18 protein-coding genes and 1 riboswitch are annotated in these 20,928 nt (G+C 39.1%); of the genes, 12 read left to right on the forward strand and 6 right to left on the reverse strand.

The features are described 5' to 3' along the window. Positions 1 to 29 precede the first annotated feature (29 nt). On the forward strand, positions 30 to 878 hold the full coding sequence (locus tag RCP16_RS00385) for a sugar phosphate isomerase/epimerase family protein (protein ID WP_137225287.1): 849 nt from the start codon (positions 30 to 32) through the stop codon (positions 876 to 878). Between the two features lie 107 nt (positions 879 to 985). On the opposite strand, the gene RCP16_RS00390 is transcribed toward RCP16_RS00385, so the two are convergent. Then, complete coding sequence (locus tag RCP16_RS00390) at positions 986 to 1,882, reverse strand: ketopantoate reductase family protein (protein ID WP_069325639.1); 897 nt, start codon at positions 1,880 to 1,882, stop codon at positions 986 to 988. Positions 1,883 to 2,044: 162 nt separating this feature from the next. On the opposite strand from RCP16_RS00390, the gene RCP16_RS00395 reads away from it, so the two are divergent. The 4 genes from RCP16_RS00395 (at position 2,045) to RCP16_RS00410 (ending at position 5,188) form a co-directional block, all read left to right on the forward strand. Then, the gene (locus RCP16_RS00395) at positions 2,045 to 2,608 is read left to right on the forward strand and encodes a TetR/AcrR family transcriptional regulator (RefSeq protein WP_069325638.1); all 564 of its coding nucleotides are present in this window, start codon (positions 2,045 to 2,047) and stop codon (positions 2,606 to 2,608) included. 191 nt (positions 2,609 to 2,799) lie between these two features. Further along, positions 2,800 to 3,630 carry an SDR family NAD(P)-dependent oxidoreductase gene (locus tag RCP16_RS00400; RefSeq protein ID WP_069325637.1) on the forward strand — a complete coding sequence of 277 codons (831 nt, stop codon included), beginning with the start codon at positions 2,800 to 2,802 and terminating at the stop codon, positions 3,628 to 3,630. A 277-nt stretch (positions 3,631 to 3,907) separates the two neighbouring features. Continuing rightward, entirely contained in the window at positions 3,908 to 4,852 is a 945-nt protein-coding gene (gene trxB / locus RCP16_RS00405; RefSeq protein WP_069325636.1) for a thioredoxin-disulfide reductase, read from the forward strand. Between the two features lie 102 nt (positions 4,853 to 4,954). After that, a complete protein-coding gene (locus RCP16_RS00410) occupies positions 4,955 to 5,188 on the forward strand; it encodes a glutaredoxin family protein (RefSeq protein WP_308641409.1) in 234 nt (77 codons plus the stop codon). 176 nt (positions 5,189 to 5,364) lie between these two features. Here RCP16_RS00410 and RCP16_RS00415 read toward each other — a convergent pair whose 3' ends face one another. Together RCP16_RS00415 and RCP16_RS00420 are read right to left on the reverse strand one after the other, a co-directional pair. Then, positions 5,365 to 5,562: a hypothetical protein gene (locus tag RCP16_RS00415; RefSeq protein ID WP_069325634.1), complete on the reverse strand. Its 198-nt coding sequence runs from the start codon at positions 5,560 to 5,562 to the stop codon at positions 5,365 to 5,367. A 166-nt stretch (positions 5,563 to 5,728) separates the two neighbouring features. Continuing rightward, a complete protein-coding gene (locus RCP16_RS00420) occupies positions 5,729 to 6,892 on the reverse strand; it encodes an ROK family protein (protein ID WP_308641410.1) in 1,164 nt (387 codons plus the stop codon). Positions 6,893 to 7,127: 235 nt separating this feature from the next. Here RCP16_RS00420 and xylA point away from each other — a divergent pair, with 235 nt between their 5' ends. The 7 genes from xylA to abnA all read left to right on the forward strand — a co-directional run bounded on the left by xylA (position 7,128) and on the right by abnA (position 16,554). After that, positions 7,128 to 8,444 carry a xylose isomerase gene (gene xylA, locus RCP16_RS00425; protein ID WP_069325632.1) on the forward strand — a complete coding sequence of 439 codons (1,317 nt, stop codon included), beginning with the start codon at positions 7,128 to 7,130 and terminating at the stop codon, positions 8,442 to 8,444. A 445-nt stretch (positions 8,445 to 8,889) separates the two neighbouring features. Next, positions 8,890 to 10,386, forward strand: coding sequence for a xylulokinase (xylB, locus tag RCP16_RS00430; RefSeq protein ID WP_308641411.1), 1,497 nt, complete (start codon positions 8,890 to 8,892; stop codon positions 10,384 to 10,386). Positions 10,387 to 10,508: 122 nt separating this feature from the next. Further along, complete coding sequence (locus tag RCP16_RS00435; protein ID WP_308641412.1) at positions 10,509 to 11,480, forward strand: DNA-methyltransferase; 972 nt, start codon at positions 10,509 to 10,511, stop codon at positions 11,478 to 11,480. Between the two features lie 55 nt (positions 11,481 to 11,535). Next, the gene (locus RCP16_RS00440) at positions 11,536 to 12,438 is read left to right on the forward strand and encodes a hypothetical protein (protein WP_308641413.1); all 903 of its coding nucleotides are present in this window, start codon (positions 11,536 to 11,538) and stop codon (positions 12,436 to 12,438) included. A gap of 264 nt (positions 12,439 to 12,702) precedes the next feature. Further along, the gene (locus RCP16_RS00445; RefSeq protein WP_308641414.1) at positions 12,703 to 13,800 is read left to right on the forward strand and encodes an alpha/beta hydrolase; all 1,098 of its coding nucleotides are present in this window, start codon (positions 12,703 to 12,705) and stop codon (positions 13,798 to 13,800) included. A gap of 241 nt (positions 13,801 to 14,041) precedes the next feature. Beyond that, on the forward strand, positions 14,042 to 15,163 hold the full coding sequence (locus RCP16_RS00450) for a transglutaminase domain-containing protein (protein ID WP_308641415.1): 1,122 nt from the start codon (positions 14,042 to 14,044) through the stop codon (positions 15,161 to 15,163). Positions 15,164 to 15,621: 458 nt separating this feature from the next. After that, a complete protein-coding gene (abnA, locus tag RCP16_RS00455; protein ID WP_245703385.1) occupies positions 15,622 to 16,554 on the forward strand; it encodes an arabinan endo-1,5-alpha-L-arabinosidase AbnA in 933 nt (310 codons plus the stop codon). Positions 16,555 to 16,783: 229 nt separating this feature from the next. Here abnA and RCP16_RS00460 read toward each other — a convergent pair whose 3' ends face one another. From RCP16_RS00460 to RCP16_RS00470, 3 genes are all read right to left on the reverse strand, one after another. Further along, a complete protein-coding gene (locus RCP16_RS00460) occupies positions 16,784 to 18,262 on the reverse strand; it encodes an amino acid permease (protein ID WP_308641416.1) in 1,479 nt (492 codons plus the stop codon). 147 nt (positions 18,263 to 18,409) lie between these two features. Next, positions 18,410 to 18,607, reverse strand: a riboswitch (Lysine riboswitch). Positions 18,608 to 18,743: 136 nt separating this feature from the next. Continuing rightward, positions 18,744 to 19,889 carry a virulence factor gene (locus RCP16_RS00465; RefSeq protein ID WP_308641417.1) on the reverse strand — a complete coding sequence of 382 codons (1,146 nt, stop codon included), beginning with the start codon at positions 19,887 to 19,889 and terminating at the stop codon, positions 18,744 to 18,746. Positions 19,890 to 20,011: 122 nt separating this feature from the next. After that, entirely contained in the window at positions 20,012 to 20,767 is a 756-nt protein-coding gene (locus RCP16_RS00470) for a DUF4253 domain-containing protein (RefSeq protein ID WP_308641418.1), read from the reverse strand. Positions 20,768 to 20,928 lie beyond the last annotated feature (161 nt).

Here is a 20,928-nt window from a genome sequence, read left to right on the forward strand (position 1 = left end):
GCTAGAATGAACCCAAGAAAGGCAGTGTGATGATGAAACAAGGAGTACTTGCACATATCTATGGACAATTACCGCTCACCGAACTAGCTGCTAAAGTATCTGAAGGTGGATTCACTTCGGTTCAGTTAGCACTTGCCAAAGCGATCTCAGATATCGATACGTCTAATGGTCGATTAAGCCCGGGGCTTGCGAATCATATTGCTGAACAGTTTGATCGTCAGGGTGTACGGATTGCTGTACTGGGTTGTTATATTGATCCTGTTCATCCTGATCTTAGTGAACGTCGTCATGGCATCGAACGATTCAAAGAACATTTACGATATGCACGTGACTTTGGCTGTAGTATGGTCGCTACGGAAACAGGCGGATATACGACATATCAAGCATCCGAGCCAGAACGTTATGCTGAAGTGGGTTGGCGTGTTCTACAAGAAACCATGTCTGAACTAGCAGAAGAAGCAGATAAATGGGGCGTACATATGGCAATAGAACCTGTTGCTGATCATACGCTTCACTCGACTGAGCTAATGACTCAATTAATAGAAGATATTCCTACAACAGCGATTGGAATGCTTTTTGATCCTTGTAATATGATGAAAATAGAGCATCTGGAGAATCAAGAAGCTTTTCTGCGGGATACATTTGAACAATTAGCAGATCGTATGTTGTTAATCCATGCGAAAGATTTTGATTTTGCACCAGATGGTAGTAAGCCTTATCGTACAGCAGGCACCGGTATACTGGATTATCCGTTATTTTTCCGCTTGCTTAAGCAGTATAAGCCACATATCGATATTTCACTGGAAGGTGTACCGTTAGAAGACCTTCCACAAGCTTCATTATATATGCGTCAAATCTGGCAAAACGTACAATCTTAATAGGTGATCGACTACCATTTTTCGATTTCCTCCTCTGAAAGAACAGCCGTATATCAAGGGCTGTTCTTTTTGTATAAATGTAAAATAAATGGCGAAAATCTATTGAGTTAATAGACTTGTCTAGCTAATGTCTGGTTAAACGCTTCCTGCAATAATAAGGTTTCTGCTTTCTGATTGACTGCATGATCGCCAAGTATAGCATCCATAATAAAAGCATCATTTAGCATCTGCTGGTACAAGGAAATAATTTGGCTATCTGACCATTCTGTTAATATCTTTGTTTCGGCTGGAATAATCGGAATATGAGCTTGTTCAACCAAACGAAGATTTTGTTTGATTGCTGTAGCTATCTGGAGTAATGTCTGTTCATTTCTTGCAGTGTCGATATCTACGATTCCATCCTTGGTGTAGAAATGCTTATTAGCAATAGCTATGGCAGTATGCGAAATATGGAAAGCCTGAATATTTGACTGGATATCGTAATGTAAATCTACTAATTTGAAAAGTTGAGCAAGCTGGGTTACTCTTTCAGTTTGTGTTCCATCTATTTCACCAAAAATAGTTCCTTGATGCTTTTCAGTGCTAAATTGGGCATATAAAACACCATTTTTGAGATCTCCGCCTGCACCCGGGAACCCCGGCAGTAATCGATCACCAACAAGATCAAGCCACGCATCATATCCAACAGTGTTAGTCAGGGTAACAATAGTTTGGCTCTGGTTGTTTTTAAGCACAGCAAGAGCAGACTCGGCTTGATCATAACGTACAGGAACAAGGATAAAATCATAAATATCATCGTCAGCAAGCTGTTCAATCGTTGGGATAGAAATGTGCTTGATCGTTCCGCTGTCATTGTATCGCAAGCCATGGTGTTGTAAATCTTTTAACCTTTCGCCTCTGGCTAATACAGTAACATCTACTCCATACTGAGCCAATCGAAGTGCATATATACTGCCAACCACGCCAGCGCCAAATATCAAGATTCTATCTTTAGCTATATTCAATTACATTCTCCCTCTCTGCAAATCATAGTTACAGATTGCTCATGCCATATCTGTCTGATAAAATAATAGTGTTGTCTAATGATGATTTCAATCGACAGATGCAGTGAAAAGTTGTATAAACAACATATTCTGAAGTCTGATGTCTAAGAAGGTGTTCATGATATGGAAAAACAACAAGATCCGAGAGTTTTGCGTACAAGACAGTTAATTCGAGAGTCTTTCATAGAGTTGTTGCAGAGTATTCAATTTGAGTCGATAACGATAAAAGATATTGCTCAAAAAGCTACGATTAATCGTGCTACATTCTATACTCATTATGAAGATAAATATGCACTACTGGATGAGGTTATAGAGCAAGCTTTCAAAGAGATGATTCCTGAACAGGTAATACATGCAGAGGCATTGACAGAAGAAATAGGAGACCAGATCATCTTGCTTACTTATCGTTACATTGTAGATTTTCATCAGACATGCAGGCTGGATTCCAAATCAATTGCTACTCTAGTAGATAGCCAAATCAAAGGTATGCTACAAAAAACAATTGAAGATATATTATCAAAAGAAAAGGAAAATCATCAGTATATAGAGATTCTAGCAGCGATCACAAGTTCAGCAATTTATAGTGCTACTTATCAATGGTTTAGGTTGGAGAAGAATAGCCATGCCGACTTATTGTTAGATATTGTTCGCCCTTATATTATGAGAGGGTTATCTAAACAGTTATAGAGATCTTATTTACCATCTTTAAATATATTTTGAAGAACAGCCTTGATCCTAAGGCTGTTTTTTTTGTAGAATGTGGCAAAATATTAAATGATTGCTATCGTCATAGATAAGCTTCATACTTTAAGTTCATGTTTAATTCTTCTTAACAGCTATATGAAGAAGCAGATAGGAATACCAAGAAGGAGGATATCATGACTCAATTACTACATCATCGCAATCGGAAAGTAGCATTGATTACTGGAGCAGGGATCGGGCTTGGACGAGGCATTGCCAAAGTACTTGCTCATAAAGGATATCGCATTGCACTTACCTATCATTCAGACTCGGATGATATTGATAACGTTACTCAAGAATTATCCCATATTTATGGAGCACAGCCATTTGCCATTCAGACCGATCTGACTCAACCGGATCAGCCGGAATCGATTGTGAAGCAGACGTTAGAGCATTTCGGACGTATTGATCTACTGGTGAACAATGCAGGTGGAGGGATCGGTTCAGCCTTGCTTGATTTGGAAATGAAGAATCTGGATCACTCGATTCATTTGAATTATCGTGCACCAATACTGGCTTCCAAATTTGCAGCTCAAGCGATGATTGATCAAGAAATTGCAGGCAATATTATCTTTATTACTTCTTCTCGTGCTGAACGAGCGTACCCTACAGATAGTATCTATGGAGGGATGAAAGCAGCTCTTATTCGATCAGCCTCTTCATTTGCGCTTGAATTTGCTCCTTACGGGATACGAGTCAATTGTGTCGGCCCGGGGGCTACAGTCAATCGACTTGAACAAGATGCGATTAAAGAACCTCTAGGTCGCAAAATTCCACTGGGTCGTATGGGCACACCGGCTGATATTGGCGAAGCCGTAGCATGGTTATCTTCAGAAGAAGCTTCTTATATCACAGGTATTAATTTGCGTGTAGATGGCGGTCTGATTTTGCCCGGTATGCCTGAAGATATGTCTCCAGAGGCAGGCTATGGCTGGGGAACGATTCATCATCATTTAGATAAAGATTAATCCTCATTTTATAGGTTTAATACACGAAGCTTGCAGACTTCTATTGTTGAAGTATGCAGGCTTTTTGTTATATTTTTGTTATAAATGAAAGTATCCTTCATGAAAACTTCATTTGACTATAAGCTCCATTTTCCTCATAATTGGTAGTAGTTTAGAATGATTATAAATTGTATGCAATTAATTGTAAAAATTATCTATAATGTCTAATTTTATTATCATATACTCAATCATTTGAGTGTGGAGATCATACTCATCTTAAAATATGGAGGAATTCAATATGTATAAATCAATTATTGTTGGAACAGGTCCTGCTGGACTTACAGCCGCTATCTATCTTGCTCGTGCTAATCTTAGCCCACTCATTATCGAAGGACCACAACCGGGTGGACAATTAACAACAACTACAGAAGTTGAAAATTTCCCGGGCTTCCCTGATGGAATTATGGGTCCTGAATTGATGGACAACATGCGCAAACAAGCAGAGCGTTTTGGAGCAGAGTTCCGTACAGGTTGGGTCAATAGTGTAGATTTGGCAGATCGTCCGTTCAAATTGCAAGTCGAAGGCATGGGCGAATTGGTAACGGAGACATTGATCATTTCCACAGGAGCTACAGCTAAATATTTGGGTATTCCTAACGAACAAGATAATATCGGACGCGGTGTAAGTACTTGCGCAACGTGTGATGGATTCTTTTTCCGTGGTAAAGAAATTGTAGTTGTGGGTGGAGGAGACTCTGCTCTAGAAGAAGCTAGCTTCTTAACTCGTTTTGCTTCTAAAGTAACGCTGGTTCACCGTCGCGAAGAATTGCGTGCTTCCAAAATCATGCAAGATCGTGCTCGTTCTAATGACAAAATCGAATGGGCTTTGAACCAAAACCCACTTGAAGTCGTTGCTGGCGATAGCGGTGTAACAGGACTTAAAGTGATGAACAACAACACAGGACAAGAAGAAATCATTCCTGCACATGGCGTGTTCGTAGCGATTGGTCACCATCCGAATACAGGTTTCTTAAATAATCAATTGACGACAGATGCCAATGGTTATATCGTATCGAATCCAGGTACTTCAGAAACGAATATTCCAGGCGTGTTCGCTTGTGGTGATGTGCAAGATACTCGTTACCGCCAAGCGATTACAGCAGCAGGTAGTGGATGTATGGCTGCAATGGACTGTGAGAAATTTATCGAAGCTTTGGAACATCAAGAAGTCGTTATGGGTTAATATCTACACTAACTTCACATATATAACGTATACAGATAGCAGAATCGCTTCATGTTCTGCTATCTACATAATCTAATTTAATCAAAGGAGTGTTACATTATTATGGAAAAAGCGATCGTTTATACAAGTACAAACTGCCCACATTGCAAGCAGGTGAAAAGTTTTTTGAATGATAAAGGTATTGAGTTCGAAGAGCGTAATATCGAATTGGAAGAAAAATATGCAGAAGAAGCTTGGAACATGGGTGTACGCGCAGTTCCAGTCACATTGATCGGCGAATACAAAATCATGGGTATGAATATGACTCAATTCAACAAAGCTTTAGCAGAATCATAAAATAAGCAAAAAAATAAACGGTAGCCCGGATAAAGGGTTGCCGTTTTTTTGATGTTGACTGCAACAATAATAACAAAGGAAAGATATCATACTGTGCAAAAAATGAGCTCTAGTTGCTTGAGCAGATATCACGTTTTTTTATTCAAGTTTTTTTCATTCAAGTACTAAGGTGGTATCTAAAACAAAAACTGGGTCACCGCACGAAAAATCATAAAGAATCCAAAACCGGCAATCAAAAAGGAAACGCCCTGTTTGCGTCTTGCTTGTGAGAAGTTAAACACACTCAGGCTGACTAATGGCACGATAATAAAAGAAAATAAAAACAACATTACGTAAAAAGGCAGCGAAATGTCGGCAGTTCCCAACAGATTCATGGTAGCTCTCTCCGTTTCACATTCGTTCGTGTTGCATAACACATAACGAAATTATAGACCGAAAGAGCAACTGATTTTACACTAAAATAAGGCAAATTTACGTCAAATTTAAGATAAATAATTCACAATTGATACCAAAATTAATCAAAAATGTGTCTGACCTCTATTAAATCGATACTTTGACCCGACCTAGAAATTGCGAAACTGCCATATACGCTGTACCAATTACAGTCGATTGATCGCCTAATTCAGAATATTGAATCATTAATTTTTGTCGGTGATAAGGCAAAGTGCGTCTGGACACTACTTCTTGTAGGTAAGGATCGATCCAAGGTTCTGCTTGTCTCATATGTCCACCGATAATGACTAATTCAGGATTGAACCCATTGACCAGATTCGTTATCCCGATACCAAGATACTCCCCTATTTTCTGAAATAAATCTCGGGCTTCCGGTTCATCGAATTCAGCACGTCTGACCCAATCGGCTGTCGTACTACCCGGAATCGGTTCTTTGATCGCATGATCATAAGCAAGCTCAGAAGCATACAACTCCCAACATCCCTGACTACCGCAAGAGCAGGGAAGACCGTAAGATTCCACAGACATATGCCCTGTTTCCCCAGCATAACCGCGCGAGCCTTTGTACAATTCGCCTTCAATAATAATTCCTGATCCTATTCCTGTGCCTACACTGACATAGACCAGATGTTGTGCTTGTCTGCCTGCGCCAAATTGCAATTCCCCGAGTGCACCCGCATTCGCTTCATTATCGACAATCACCGGAATCTGAAAAAGATGCTCTAATTGCTCCCGCAAAGCCACACCTTCCCATCCTAGATTGGGCGCAAACAATACATTTCCCTGTTCATCCACCATACCCGGTACGCCTACACCCATACCTACAATTCCGTGGATCGAATCAGGTAGATGCTGCAATAATATATTTACCTCTGCTTGTAATTGCGCAATCACATCTGAGACTTGATGACTGACTAGAGAGGCTGTCGATTTGGCAATAATTTCACCTTCCAGATTAGTCAAAATCAATATAAGTTCATTCACTGTAATCTCGACGCCTGCGGCATAGCCTGCATTTTTGTTAAATAGTAAAATGAGTGGCTTACGTCCGCCACTGGATTGTCCTTGACCGGATTCTAGCACCAGTTGATCATCGATTAGCTCCTGTACTAGATTGGAAACGGTCGCTTTGTTAAGACCTGTAGATTGCGATACTTGGGTACGTGAGAGTGGAGCATATTGGCGAATATTATCGAGCACGAGCGATTTATTTATTTTTTTGACCAGTGCTTGATCACCTGTGATTTTCATGGTTTTCTTCCTTTCAGATGACTATTCACTAACTTTGTTTAACCGATAGACAAAGTATATCATATATGTTAGGATAGCGATGTAAACGATTTCTTTTTGGTCATAATAGTAATATGGTTCTGCCCAATGATTGTTAGATGATCTACTTTAGGCGCACCTTCTCTGCTTGTTAAGTCGCTCTAAAAGAGATTTTTGTAACAATCTCCATACGAATGATAAGAGGAGGATTTTATTGATGGCTTACTTTGCAAATATTGAGAAAATTACTTACGAAGGTGTTCAATCCAAAAATCCATATGCTTTTAAATTTTATAACCCGACTCAAGTGATCGCTGGTAAAACGATGGAAGAACATTTGCGCTTTGGTATGGCTTACTGGCATACGATGGTTGCAGGTGGAGCTGATCCGTTTGGTGTGAATACAGCAGTGCGTCCTTGGGATTCGTATACAGGTCTTGATCTTGCCAAAGCTCGTGCAGAAGCTCTATTTGAATTGATGGATAAGCTAGATATGCCTTACTTCTGCTTCCATGATGTGGATATCGCTCCTGAAGGAGATAGCTTGCGAGAATTTTACAGCAATATTGATACGATTGTCGACCTTTTAGAAGGATATATGAAGCAATCCGGTAAAAAATTGCTTTGGAATACCGCAAATATGTTCAGTAACCCGCGCTTTATGCATGGTGCAGCTTCTACAAGTAATGCAGATGTGTACGCTCATGCAGCTGCTCAGATCAAAAAAGGTCTTGAAGTGGGTAAACGTCTAGGAGCAGAAAACTATGTGTTCTGGGGCGGTCGTGAAGGGTATGAGACACTACTTAATACAGACTATGCGCTAGAGCAAGATAATATCTCGCGTATGTTCCATATGGCAATTGATTATGCCAAAGAAATTCAGTTCGATGCTCAATTCTTGATCGAACCCAAACCAAAAGAGCCAACAAAACACCAATATGATTTTGATGCAGCCACAACGATTGCATTCTTGCAAAAAAATGGCCTGGATAAACATTTCAAATTGAACTTGGAAGCAAACCATGCCACGCTTGCAGGTCATAATTTCCAACATGAACTACGTGTTGCTCGTACCAACGGCATGTTGGGATCACTGGATGCTAATCAGGGCGATCTATTAATCGGATGGGATACGGATGAATTCCCGGTAGATCTGTATGCGGCGACGTTAACGATGTATGAAGTGTTGCAAAATGGCGGTCTAGGCAAAGGTGGCGTTAACTTTGATGCAAAAGTCCGTCGTCCTTCCTTTGAGCCAGAAGATCTGTTCTTAGCTCATATCGCTGGTATGGATACTTTTGCTAAAGGATTAACAACAGCAGCTCGCTTGATCGAAGATCGTGTATTCGAAGACTTTATCGACAAACGGTACAGCAGTTTCCAAGAAGGTATTGGAGCAGATGTGTTGAGTGGTAAAGCAACATTATCTTCGCTTGCAGAATATGCGCTCAATAACGAAACGCCTCGTGCAAATGAATCCGGTCGTGAAGAGTGGTTGAAATCGGTTCTTAATCAGTATTTAGTTACGGAATAACGGATACACTTTAAGGATTAGTTTGTGAAAATAGTAGGTGCAGTGAGATGGAGTTAAGGCGCTCCGAGAATTTATTCTTCTTGTCGTCGCCTTTAAGGTTGGATATCTTGGGTAGACTGCTGGGCAGTCGATATCCAACCTTAAAGGCGAGCGCTTCGCTCTTTCAGAAGAATAGATTCTCTTCGCTTGAGCGTGTGGTCACTGTGGATTAAGATATAAGATTAGAGCAAAAGATAAGGTCAAAGGCATGTCTCCCTTATTCCCTTGTGGGGAGGGAGGCATTTTTTGATGAGGTGAGCATTTTGGGAAAATGCTTTTGGTTTGATTTGGGTAGAAGGGCAAGATGAGTATGGTAAGAATAAAGTTGTTGTTGTAATGATACGTGAATAGAATTATGAATTTTGAAATCTATATAACATAAACACATGTACAAGGAGGGGTAAGGATGAGTTATGTAATTGGGGTCGATTTGGGGACGAGTGCGATGAAGACGGTGTTGGTGGATAAGCAGGGGAATATTGCTTATGAGACATCTGAATCGTATCCGTTATCTCAGCCCAAAGCAGGGTATAGCGAGCAAAGTCCTGAAGATTGGGTCAAAGGGACACTAACGTCGCTCCGTCGGTTGGTCGAGATTTCAGGAGTATCGCCTGATGAAATTGAAGGGTTAAGCTTTTCGGGGCAAATGCATGGATTGGTGTTATTGGATGAAGACAACCATGTGATTCGTCCAGCGATTTTGTGGAATGATACACGTACCAGTAAGCAGTGTCGCCGGATTGAAGAGACGTTAGGTGATGAATTATTACAGATTGCTCGTAATCGAGCGTTGGAAGGATTTACATTGCCCAAAATCTTATGGGTGCAGGAAAATGAGCCAGAGCATATGGAAGCGGCACGATTAGTTTTGCTACCGAAAGATTATGTGCGTTACCAGTTAACAGGTGATCTAGCGATGGATTATTCTGATGCGGCAGGCACATTGTTACTCGATGTAACCGGTAAGCAGTGGAGTGAGAAGATCGCTTCAGCTTTTGATTTGCCTATGTCGTTGCTTCCGCGTCTGATCGAATCATTTGATGATGTAGGTGGATTGTTGCCGGAAGTCGCTGAACAGACAGGATTGAGTGTAAATACACGCGTCTATGGTGGTGGAGCAGATAATGCGTGTGGTGCGATCGGTGCAGGGATTCTAAGTGAAGGACAGACGATGTGCAGTATCGGTACATCCGGTGTCGTGCTGTCTTATGAAGAACGCAAAGATTTGGATTTTGCAGGGAAAGTTCATTTCTTTAATCATAGCGAGCAAGATGCTTTTTATATTATGGGTGTTACCCTTGCGGCAGGGTACAGTCTAGAATGGTTCCGCAGTGCATTTGGCAAAGACCTTTCATTTGACCAGTTATTGCATGGCGTGAACAATGTGGCGGCAGGTGCAGAAGGGCTGTTATTTACACCTTATATCGTAGGTGAACGTACACCTCATCCGGATGCAGATATTCGTGGAAGCTTTATCGGTATTGATGCCGCGCACAAGTTACCGCATTTTGCGCGTGCTGTATTGGAAGGAATTACATTCTCTTTAAGGGAATCGATTGATATTTTACGCGAATCAGGCAAAAGTATCACTTCTGTCGTCTCGATCGGTGGCGGAGCGAAGAATGAGACCTGGTTACAAATGCAAGCAGATATTTTTAACGCCGAGATTGTTCGTTTAGAAAATGAACAAGGGCCTGCTATGGGAGCGGCTATGTTAGCGGCTTATGGTAGCGGGTGGTTCCCGTCTTTGCAAGACTGTGCAGCGGCATTTTTACGTCACGCGAAGTCTTACCAACCTGATCCGGAACGTGCTGAAAAGTATGATCAGTTGTTTGCGATTTATCAGGATATTTATGGACAGACTGCTGAATTGAATAAACGTTTGGCGGCTTTTCGCGGATAGATAAAATCTAAGACATACTTAACTAATAATTTCAATATTAGTTAAGTATTAAAATTAAAATCGACTTCATAAAATTATTCTTTTTATGCTATTATTGAAGTGCTTAAGAGGAGTTGATTAAATTGAGAAAAGAACCAGAACAAATAATTTTTGAAAATATGAATAATTTTCCAGTTCATATAAATAAAAATTTAAGAGAAAATAATGATAAAGTTAATTTTATACCCAGTAACGCTATCATTGAACCCTTGTTGCATTATTCACACGAAAATGGACAGTTGTACGTAGGAGATTCTATAAAGTGGTTGAAAAGCTTAAATGATGAAAGTGTAGATTTAATATTTGCTGATCCTCCCTATAATATAAAGAAAGCAGAGTGGGATACGTTTGAAAGTCAACAAGCTTATATTGATTGGTCGCTGGAATGGATTGTCGAAGCATCCAGGGTTTTAAAGAGTAATGGTAGTTTATACATTTGTGGATTTTCAGAAATTTTAGCTGATTTAAAACATCCTGCATCAAAATACTTTAAAGGTTGTAAGTGGTTAGTGTGGCATTATAAGAATAAGGCTAACTTAGGAAAAGATTTTGGTAGATCTCATGAGAGTTTACTTCACTTTCGTAAATCTACTAAGTTTACAATGAATCAAGATTTTGTTCGTATTCCTTATGGAAACCATACTTTAAAGTACCCAACTCATCCTCAAGCATTAAGTAGCCAATATGGGAAAGGTGAAAAACAAAGCGATTGGATTCCACATGTAATGGGAGCGAAAGGTAAAGATGTGATAGAAGTTCCAACAACTTGTAATGGTATGAATGAGAAGACTCCTCATAAAACTCAGAAACCAGAAGAACTTGTAAGAAAATTTATTTTAGCGTCTTCTAACCGTGGAGATTTAGTAATTGATCCTTTTTCTGGGTCAGGAACTACAGCTGTAGTAGCAGAACAACTAGGGAGAAAGTGGATGGCCTGTGATCTTAGTAGTGAATATAATACTTGGGCAATTGATAGAATTAGAAAAGCTAAAAAATTAAGCGATCAAGAATGGTTTTGGTTCGACAGGAAAAATGAAGAAAGAAGAAAAAAATAAGATGATATTAAAGCTAGTAAACATTTTGTGGGTTTATATCTCAGGAGGAATATAGTTGTTAAGTGATATGCTTGATAAAGTTACGAATAAGAATAATTTTACTACCGTTCAAGATTTTATTGATTATGCATCATATTTTTTAGAATATATTCAAAAAAACAAACAGGCTACTATTGTTTCTCAAAATGAGAATCATTATAATTTTTATCAATATAATAAAGAAGTCGATTATAGAGTTACACGACCATTCAACTCAAAAATTTTGTATTCAATTGAAGAGTTTGAATTTGCAAAAAATATACTTTTAAAAGATTTAACAAATTTAAAATTGTATAGAGAAAAATCTGTTATTGAAGATCGTTCTATAATTAATCGTTCTGTGTATACAATCCAACAATCTATAGGATTTGGTCTAGATGCTTTACCAGCAAGTAAATCTAATACTGCTAGAAAAATAACTGGAGATTTATTTGAACGTTTGATTCTTCTTTTATTCATTCAAGTTGGTATTAATGCTAAAACTGGAACCGTAAAGGTTCCTATTATGGATGGTAATAAAAAAGTTATAGACATGAATTATCAACATGATTTAATTGTGAAATCCTTAAAAGAAGATCAGCCCAAATTAATAGGTTCTGTTAAAACTACGAGCAAAGACAGGTTGGCAAAAGTATTTGTAGACAAGTTTTTGTATAATAAGCTTACAGAAACAATAGTTCCTCATATAGCTATTTTTCTTCACGATGTACAAAGAAAAACAAGTAAAAAAGAGGGAGAATATAAAATAGGTCAAACTTTTTTAACAGGAAGTTTCAAGGGTTATACACTCAAATTAAACCCCTTAGATGGAGTTTACTATTTTGATAAAAGACCCATAATGGAAAAAGATCTTTTTTTAAAAGAACATATTAATACATTTGATAAACTAATCTGTGATGATATTTGGAATTATTTATAAACCAATTCTAGAATTTAAATTTATGGTTTGCTAGATATGGAATTATTAGGAAAAAAATATATAATAATATAATTTTTCAAGAAATAAGCCTAAAAGACACTTCAAAGTGTACTTCTTAGGCTTATTTTCTTATAAAGGTTTAGTATCTCAGACCAAATGTGTAATAATAGACATATGTTTAAATAAGTGTCGGCGGAATGGATTCTATTATACATTTCAAATATAAGATACATGATTTTTACATTAAAAAAAGGAGGAACCCTGATGGATAAACGGTATTGGTTAATTGGTGGCGTAAGTGGAGCAGTATTAGCACTTGCAGGAACAAGAATGGTGTGGAATACAGCAGTCAAAGCGCAAACACCCAAACGTATTCCGGTAGAGCGTAAGCCTGCGATGCCTTATCAAGATATTGAATTTGTGAGTGACGGTCTACGTATTCAAGGGTGGTTTATTCCTTCTAAAATACAAGAAGATCAACAACATCCTACAGATCACAACACGATCAAAGATCCAACAGCTCATATGAATTCTACAACATCTGCACCACTGATGATTATTGCTCATGGTTGGGGTTCTAATCGTTCCCGGGTACTGCGCTATATTGAGCCATTATGGGAAGCAGGATATGCCCTTTTGATGTACGATGCGCGTAGTCATGGACATAGTGAACCGATCGAAGCACCTTCTGCATATACATTTCGGGATGATATTTTGGCGGCACTGGATTATGCTGTACATATTCCAGAGATTGATCCTCAGCGGATCGGAGTGTTAGGGCATTCTATGGGTGGACTGGGTACTATTTTGTCGCTTCCTTATGGATTGCCTGTACGAGCTGTTATTACCGATTCAATGCCTGCTCAATTTGAGAGTGTACTTGAAGCTGAATTTAAGCGTCGGGGGCTACCACTATTTCCGATGGCTAATATTATTCCAAGAATCTGGTTTTATCGTTCTCATATTTCGCTCAAAGAATATCAACAGAAAAATACCGTATTCTCGATCAATGAAGCACGTAAAGAAGCCGATTTGCCGATTCTGATGATCCATTCGCGCGGAGACGCTTTTATTCCACCGACTGAATTAGAATTTGTTATGGGGCAAGTCACACCACCGATTGAGACATTATTTGTAGATACGAATGGACATAGTTCTTCACAAAAAGATCCTCATTTCTGGGCGAAAGTGTTGCCGTTTTTGGATGAACATGTAAAGCATGCTCAACCTAGAACCAAAGCGATTACTCAATCGCCTATCGTAAATAAGACGACCGCCAAAAAAATGAATATTCGTGTATGGAAAAGTCCAATAAGTTGGCTCAAATCAGTAAATGAAAAAGCATCTGCAACCGATAATTAAAATATAGTGATAAAGTAATATTATTCGTTAGTAATATCAAAATGGATACATATATCTCATGAAAATATGCGGTTGTGTACAATCCAGTTTATAACGACTATAATTAAGCTTATACTCTATAAATAAGTAAATATAATCGACAGATCGTCCTACAGATTATAACGCTTATCATTGCTAAGTTGCTCACTCACTATAGTTATGTTTACCTATTACCTACACGATGAAGGGCGGTTACGTCTGCATGAATAGATCAAGTCAACTTTGGGTGAAGACCCTTTTAGCCGGAACATTAGTATTTTCTACAGTTCCAGCGATTTCGTTTAGTGGTAATACTGCATACGCGGCTACTTCACAGATCACTGTAAACAGCACATCAGATATCGTTGATCAATTGTACAAAGGATTAATGAACCGTAGTGCACAAGTAACATTTACGTACAAAGGCAGTACAGCCAAATTAAAAGCAATGTTACAAGACTCATTTGAGACAGCATTGGAAAAAGATCCATATACAATGTATATCTTAGATAGCTATGGTCTGACATGGCGCAGTAATGCGTATTCAGCCTTAGTGACTGTAGATATGAAGTATCGGGAAACAGTAACTCAGACCAAATATGTGAATGAAAAAGTCGTTCAAACCGTGGCTCAGATCATCACACCGGGTATGAATGATCACCAAAAAGTCAAAGCTATTCATGACTGGGTAGTACAACATCTGAAATATGATGAAACGTATACTCGTTATACGGCTTATGAAGCATTATACGATGGTACAGCTGTATGTCAGGGCTATGCATTACTTAGTTACGCATTGCTCAAACAAGCAGGTGTAGAAAACAAAATCGTTGAAGGTACAGCAGGCGGGGAACTTCATGCTTGGAACCTTGTCAATATTGATGGGAACTGGTACCACATGGATACGACATGGGATGATCCATTACCGGATCAAGGCGATGGCGTCGATACCAATTACTATCTACGTACAGATGCTCAGATGAAACAAGATCATAACTGGACCAAAACATATCCTGCGGCAACTGTTGCCTACAAAGATACGTTGAACACATTGATTGCATCCGGTGGGGATACTTCAGGATTTTACAAGCAATTGGAGCAAAACTTGAATTATGCTGTAGATAATTCACCAGCAGCTGTGAATTCAGCAGTAGACCTTAAAGAGCAAGTGAAAAATGCTAAAGCAAGCGGACAATCGTCATTGGTGTTTCGTTACAATGGCAATATCACTAGTTTGAAAAGCGATCTAAGTCGCCTATCTGCTGTAGGAATCAAGTCTATCTCGTACACGGTACAATCGCTAGGTAGTTCAAATGATCTTAAAGTAAATTTATCTTGGAAATAAAAATATAAACACAAGCAAGGATCGGAGCAAGTAACCGATCCTTTTTTTGTATGATTTATAAGGTTAGATAGCAAGGAGCATACTAGGTATAGAAAGCACTCCATTTCTAGAAAAATAAGGGACGGTATCCGATATAAAAAGCTAAATGTTAATTCGGTATTGTTATACTTTGTAGAATGTCTATAAAATTTGAACAATGAATATACTTTTTGAGTCCTATATTCTTTTGTTTATTTATTAATATAAAAGCTATTTAATTAACAAATACATTAACTAAATATACATAAAAATACAAATAAATGGATAGGTTTAAAGTTGCTTTAATATTATATTGTACATAATTGAAAGCGCTTTATAATTAAATGTAGGCGCTAAACGTTGTCAATACAGCATTTGGCGGACTTCGGAAGCAGGAGGCGAACATCATTAATATGAAGCTGAAAAGCAAATTAGTTTTAATGTTGACCTTAACAGCACTTCTTTTTTCTTTTGCACCCAATGGTAAAATTTTTGCAGCACCATGGGCATTATCTGGTGATGTAGGGGTACATGATCCATCCCTAATTAAAGAAGGCAATAGCTGGTATACCTTTTCTACCGGAAAAGGCATTCAAGTATTGAAATCCGACAATGGCACGAACTGGTACCGTGTGCCTCAAGTATTTTTATCTCCTCCAGCTTGGTGGAAAACATACGTACCTAAGCAAGCAGCAAATGATGTCTGGGCTCCAGATGTAAAAACATATAACGGTCGCACATGGTTGTACTATTCGATTTCGTCATTTGGTTCGAATACATCTGCAATTGGACTTGCTTCGGCTAGCAGTATTGGTGCAGGTAGCTGGCGTGATGATGGTCTAGTGTTACGCACGACTGAAGGTTCTAATGATTACAATGCCATTGATCCTGAATTGGTTATTGATGCTTCTGGTAATCCCTGGTTAGCTTTCGGTTCATTCTGGAGTGGTCTTAAATTAACCAAGCTCGACAAAAACACGATGAAACCAACAGGTAGCATTACTTCTATTGCCGCACGTCCTAACAATGGTGGTGCTATCGAAGCGCCATCGATCACGTACCGTAATGGATACTACTATTTGTTCGCTTCTATCGACAACTGCTGTAAAGGTGTAAACAGTACGTACAAAATCGTCTATGGTCGTTCCGCCAATATTACAGGGCCTTATGTTGATAAAAATGGTGTGAATATGCTTAATGGTGGTGGTACAATTCTAGATAGTGGTAACGCTCAATGGAAAGGTCCAGGCGGTGAAGACATCGTCGGTAACAATATTATTGCTCGTCATGCTTATGATGCCAATGATAATGGTGCACCGAAGCTGTTAATCAGTGATCTCAATTGGGATTCCAGCGGTTGGCCTACGTATTAACTTTATGATTTAAATGTAAAATAAAAGAACAGATCACGCTATCATATCAAAATAGTTTATACCAATAACGTAATTGTAAATGATGTCATACGATGGTTCTGAACATACACTAGGTTAAAAAAGAATTTCAGAAGCACACATCAAAAAAACACCTTCCTACTTCTCTAGCGATTTTTTCATTAGAGAGTGGAAGGTGTTTTTTTATTCAATCACAGTATATGCGATAAGATTACTTTTTATCTAAATGAGACCCACTATTCAGGTCACATTCGGTTAAAGGCACCACTTTTGTTTTTTTGATTAACTTATATCCAAGCCATAAGATCAAGAACAATGGAACACTAATATAAGAAGCAAAAATAGATTTCCAGTCAATCGCTTCTGGTGTAATATACGACAGACTTTGACCGAGAATAACAATTGCACATAAGATAAATGCAAATAACGGACCGAACGGGAACCATTTTGCTTTGAAAGGTAAATCATCTATACTTTTACCTTGAGCGTAAAAAGCACGGCGGAAGCGATAATGACTGATTGCAATGCCCAGCCATGTAATAAAGCCACACATCCCTGAAGCATTGAGTAACCATTGATACACAATACCATCACCGAACAACGAAGCTAGAAATGCCAGCATACCTACAGCAGTCGTTAACAACAACGCATTTTGCGGAATTCCGCGACGATTTAATCGACCGAACATTCGTGGTGCTTTGCCTTCTTTAGCCAGCGCATATAAGACACGGGTTGAAGCATACATACCTGAATTACCTGCGGATAGAACCGAAGATAGAATAACCGCATTCATGACTGCTGCTGCAAAAGCCAAACCTGCTTTTTCAAAAACAAGTGTAAACGGACTCACTCCGATATCGGTTAAATCACGTTGTAATAAAGAAGGTGTTGTATATGGAATAATTAATCCAATCACTAGAATCGCTAAAATATAAAAGATCAGAATACGCCAGAATACCTGACGAATCGCTTTTGGTACATGTTCACGTGGATTTTCACTTTCACCCGCCGCAACTCCGATTAACTCTGTCCCTTGGAAAGAGAACCCTGCCGCCATAAATACACCAATAAAGGCTAACAATCCTCCATTAAAAGGGGCATCGCCCATCGTAAAGTTACTGAATCCTACAGCTTTGCCACCTAGAATCCCGAAGATCATCAACACACCGACCACAAGAAACAGAATAACAACGACAATCTTAATCATCGCAAACCAGTATTCTGATTCTCCATACCCTTTGACTGATAAAATATTAAGCAAAAAGATGACAGCTAGAAATAACAGACTCCAGATAAAAGAAGAACTCTCCGGAAACCAATACTTGATAATAATTGTTGCCGCAGATAATTCAGCTGCAATCGTGACCGCCCAGTTGTACCAGAAATTCCAACCCATGGCGAATCCAAATGCAGGATCGACATAACGAGCGGCATACGTATTGAATGAACCCGATTCAGGACGATAGGTTGCCATTTCACCCAGACTGGTCATTAAGAAATACACCATAATTCCGACACAAGCATAAGCGAGTAGTGCACCACCGGGTCCTGCTTGAGCGACGGCGCCACCACTGGCGAGAAATAGACCGGTACCGATCGAACCGCCCAAAGCGATCATCGTCATATGTCTTGCACGTAAACCTGCTTTGAGTTCACGCGGTGGTGAGGATGGAGAAGATGAAGATGCCATAATAGTTAGATACACTCCTTACTGAATTAAGCATGTCAACGCATGCTGAGAATAGATAAAGGAAGCAGACAAACGCAAGAACACAACAAAAAAGACCACGTATATATACGTGATCCTTTAATTATGATCCGCACCATACTTTTCCTTTGTAAAGATAGCTCAACACAGGACACATCCGAAGATGGTTCACTGTGACAGTCCTGTTCCTTTCGGATACAGTCCCAGCATAAGTAACAGAAGAGCGTTACGTATACTTCGGCAACGATACCTTTTTATTTGGGATCAACAGCGGCTCTAACGCTTTCTCCAAATAGACTCATTATAGTTGCGACCTCTACCTCATCGGATATTGTGTGATGAGGCAATTATTATGCAATTAGTGTCATTAATAAGATGACTGTTTTCCAGTATACGTCTAGTCTTTGTTTTTGACAACCACTTATATCATGAAGCTCTTATGAAGAACAAGTAATCACAATAATTATACGTTATCTTTGGCACGACTTTTCGCCATTTGTTGCCAGATCGTACCTGCGGCTTGTTCACCTGACTCTATCCGTTCAAGCGCCATTTTGGCTTGTAGACTCACTTCAAATTCAGGATCTTCTACAGCTAATTCTAATTCATTACGTGCTTCTTCGGTTCCGACTTCATACAAGAAGCGTGCAGCACGCCAGCGTACTAATTTGCTGCTATCTTTCAGTGTAGTGAGCATGGCAGGTGTTGCCGCAGGATCACCAATATCAGATAAAGTATCCCCAGCTGTACGACGAACTGCCGCCGATTTATCTTGTAGTGCTTTGTATAGTAGCTCCATTGCTTCAGGTGTTTTGAGATCTCCAAGATAGACAACGGCTAGACGACGCAATTGCATTTTCTCATCGAATAACGCTTTTTCGATCAAGGGTAAGCTATGCTCGTCTGGTTGCAACAGATCAAAAGCCGCATAACGAACACGCCAGTCTGGATTTTCAAGAGCTATAGCGATATCATCTGCTTTCATTTCACGACGTTGTTCTACAAATTCTTCCTGACTGGCTCCATGAGAGATCGCTTGCTCAATAATTTTTTTCAATCGATCTTCTGGAAAAGCGGCTTCGATTTCTTGTTCAACTTCACGCGCAATATCAGCAAGTTCACCATAGCGCACACCATAGTCGGTTAATTTGCGTTCTTTGATCATTGTCGCTACAGCTACTTCGGTAACAGCCTGAACAAACCGATCCGCTAGACCAATACGTTCTTCTTTGGTTCCCGATTTCACTCGAATCTGCATCGGAATCCCACGGAAAAATTGTACAAATACTTCTGCTTCTCCAAAGTGCTCACCGGAAAGATCTGTAGGCACTTCGAATTTATTTTCAATTCCTTCTTGACCCATCTGTGCTTGGACTTCATTTAGAATATCAGACCAATCTGCACTTGCTTTGCGATCTAAAGCAACGAAATCAGAAGTATGGAATACACTTTTGACTCCTGCAATATGAAGCATTTGCTGAATAAATAAAGGCGCAGAGCGTTCATTAGTTAATGTATATGTTTTACGGATACCATGAGGTAATTGCTCATCCAGATGCAACATCATCGTATTCGGACTTGGCGTAGGTTCAATCGAAGTGATTTTCATAATACTGTAGATACCCTCCTTAGGAATCAAATGACATCAAGTAACGTGCCATTTGTTTTAAATTTAATATAATACCATCTTCATATTGTACCCCAAAAAGGGTACTTATGATTGACTCTTTGTTAATCCCACCAGAAATACCAGAACTCTTGCTGTTGCAAATAACTAGCATATTCTCCAATCGAATCAAAGGATTCCAGTACATAAGAGCAGAAGATAAAATGCTCTTGAGCCAGTTGTAGTGCTTCTTGATCGGTTTGTGGTCGGCTATGTGCTTGCAGAATCCACATACTTTCATCGACAACGATCGGGATAGCCTCATATTTGGTTTGCCAGTATTGAAATAAAGACGCTTGCAAAAGAGGAGCAGGGCATTCATTGAATCCACCCATCGGAACCATCAGTGGAGCTGTATATTCTTTGCCCGCAGGTAAAGGCAACTGGATCCATTCATCTGTATGTTCACTTTTTGCCTGTAGATCAGGTAATAAAGAAGTTACTTTACTTGGAATCAATGACTCATCTATTAAAGGCATTTCCCATAGACTGCTGTAGGTATGGTACAAGGATGCCCAATCCATACTTTGTACCTGTTCACTCTGGTCAGAGATATCGGTATAAAGTAATTGATGACTGACTAATGTTCGAAATGTATCCAGTACATTCATCTGCTCAACCTGTGCTAACTGTTGATCGACATAATCGGTTAATGAATCGTACTCATCCAGCGTATCTTCCATGATTTCCGCGATATTGTCATCAGGAATAACAAGCAAAGAATAAGGGCTACTTTGTGCTTGAATCGGTAAAGAGCTATTTTTTGCTTCTATAGATAATGCATTATACGGTTTCAAATAATCTAGAATCTCTGAACTCATTCATATCATGCTCCTTTAGGATATCGAGTATGTATCTTATCCGTAGATTATCTTAAATATAACGTAATGCCTCTAATGAAAACAAATCAAAAACAACCCTTCGATGATAGCAAGGGTTGTTTGGAGTAAATCAACTATACCTATTTGAGTTGTGCAAAAAG

Source organism: Paenibacillus nuruki, assembly GCF_963311185.1.
GTDB lineage: Bacteria > Bacillota > Bacilli > Paenibacillales > Paenibacillaceae > Saccharibacillus > Saccharibacillus nuruki.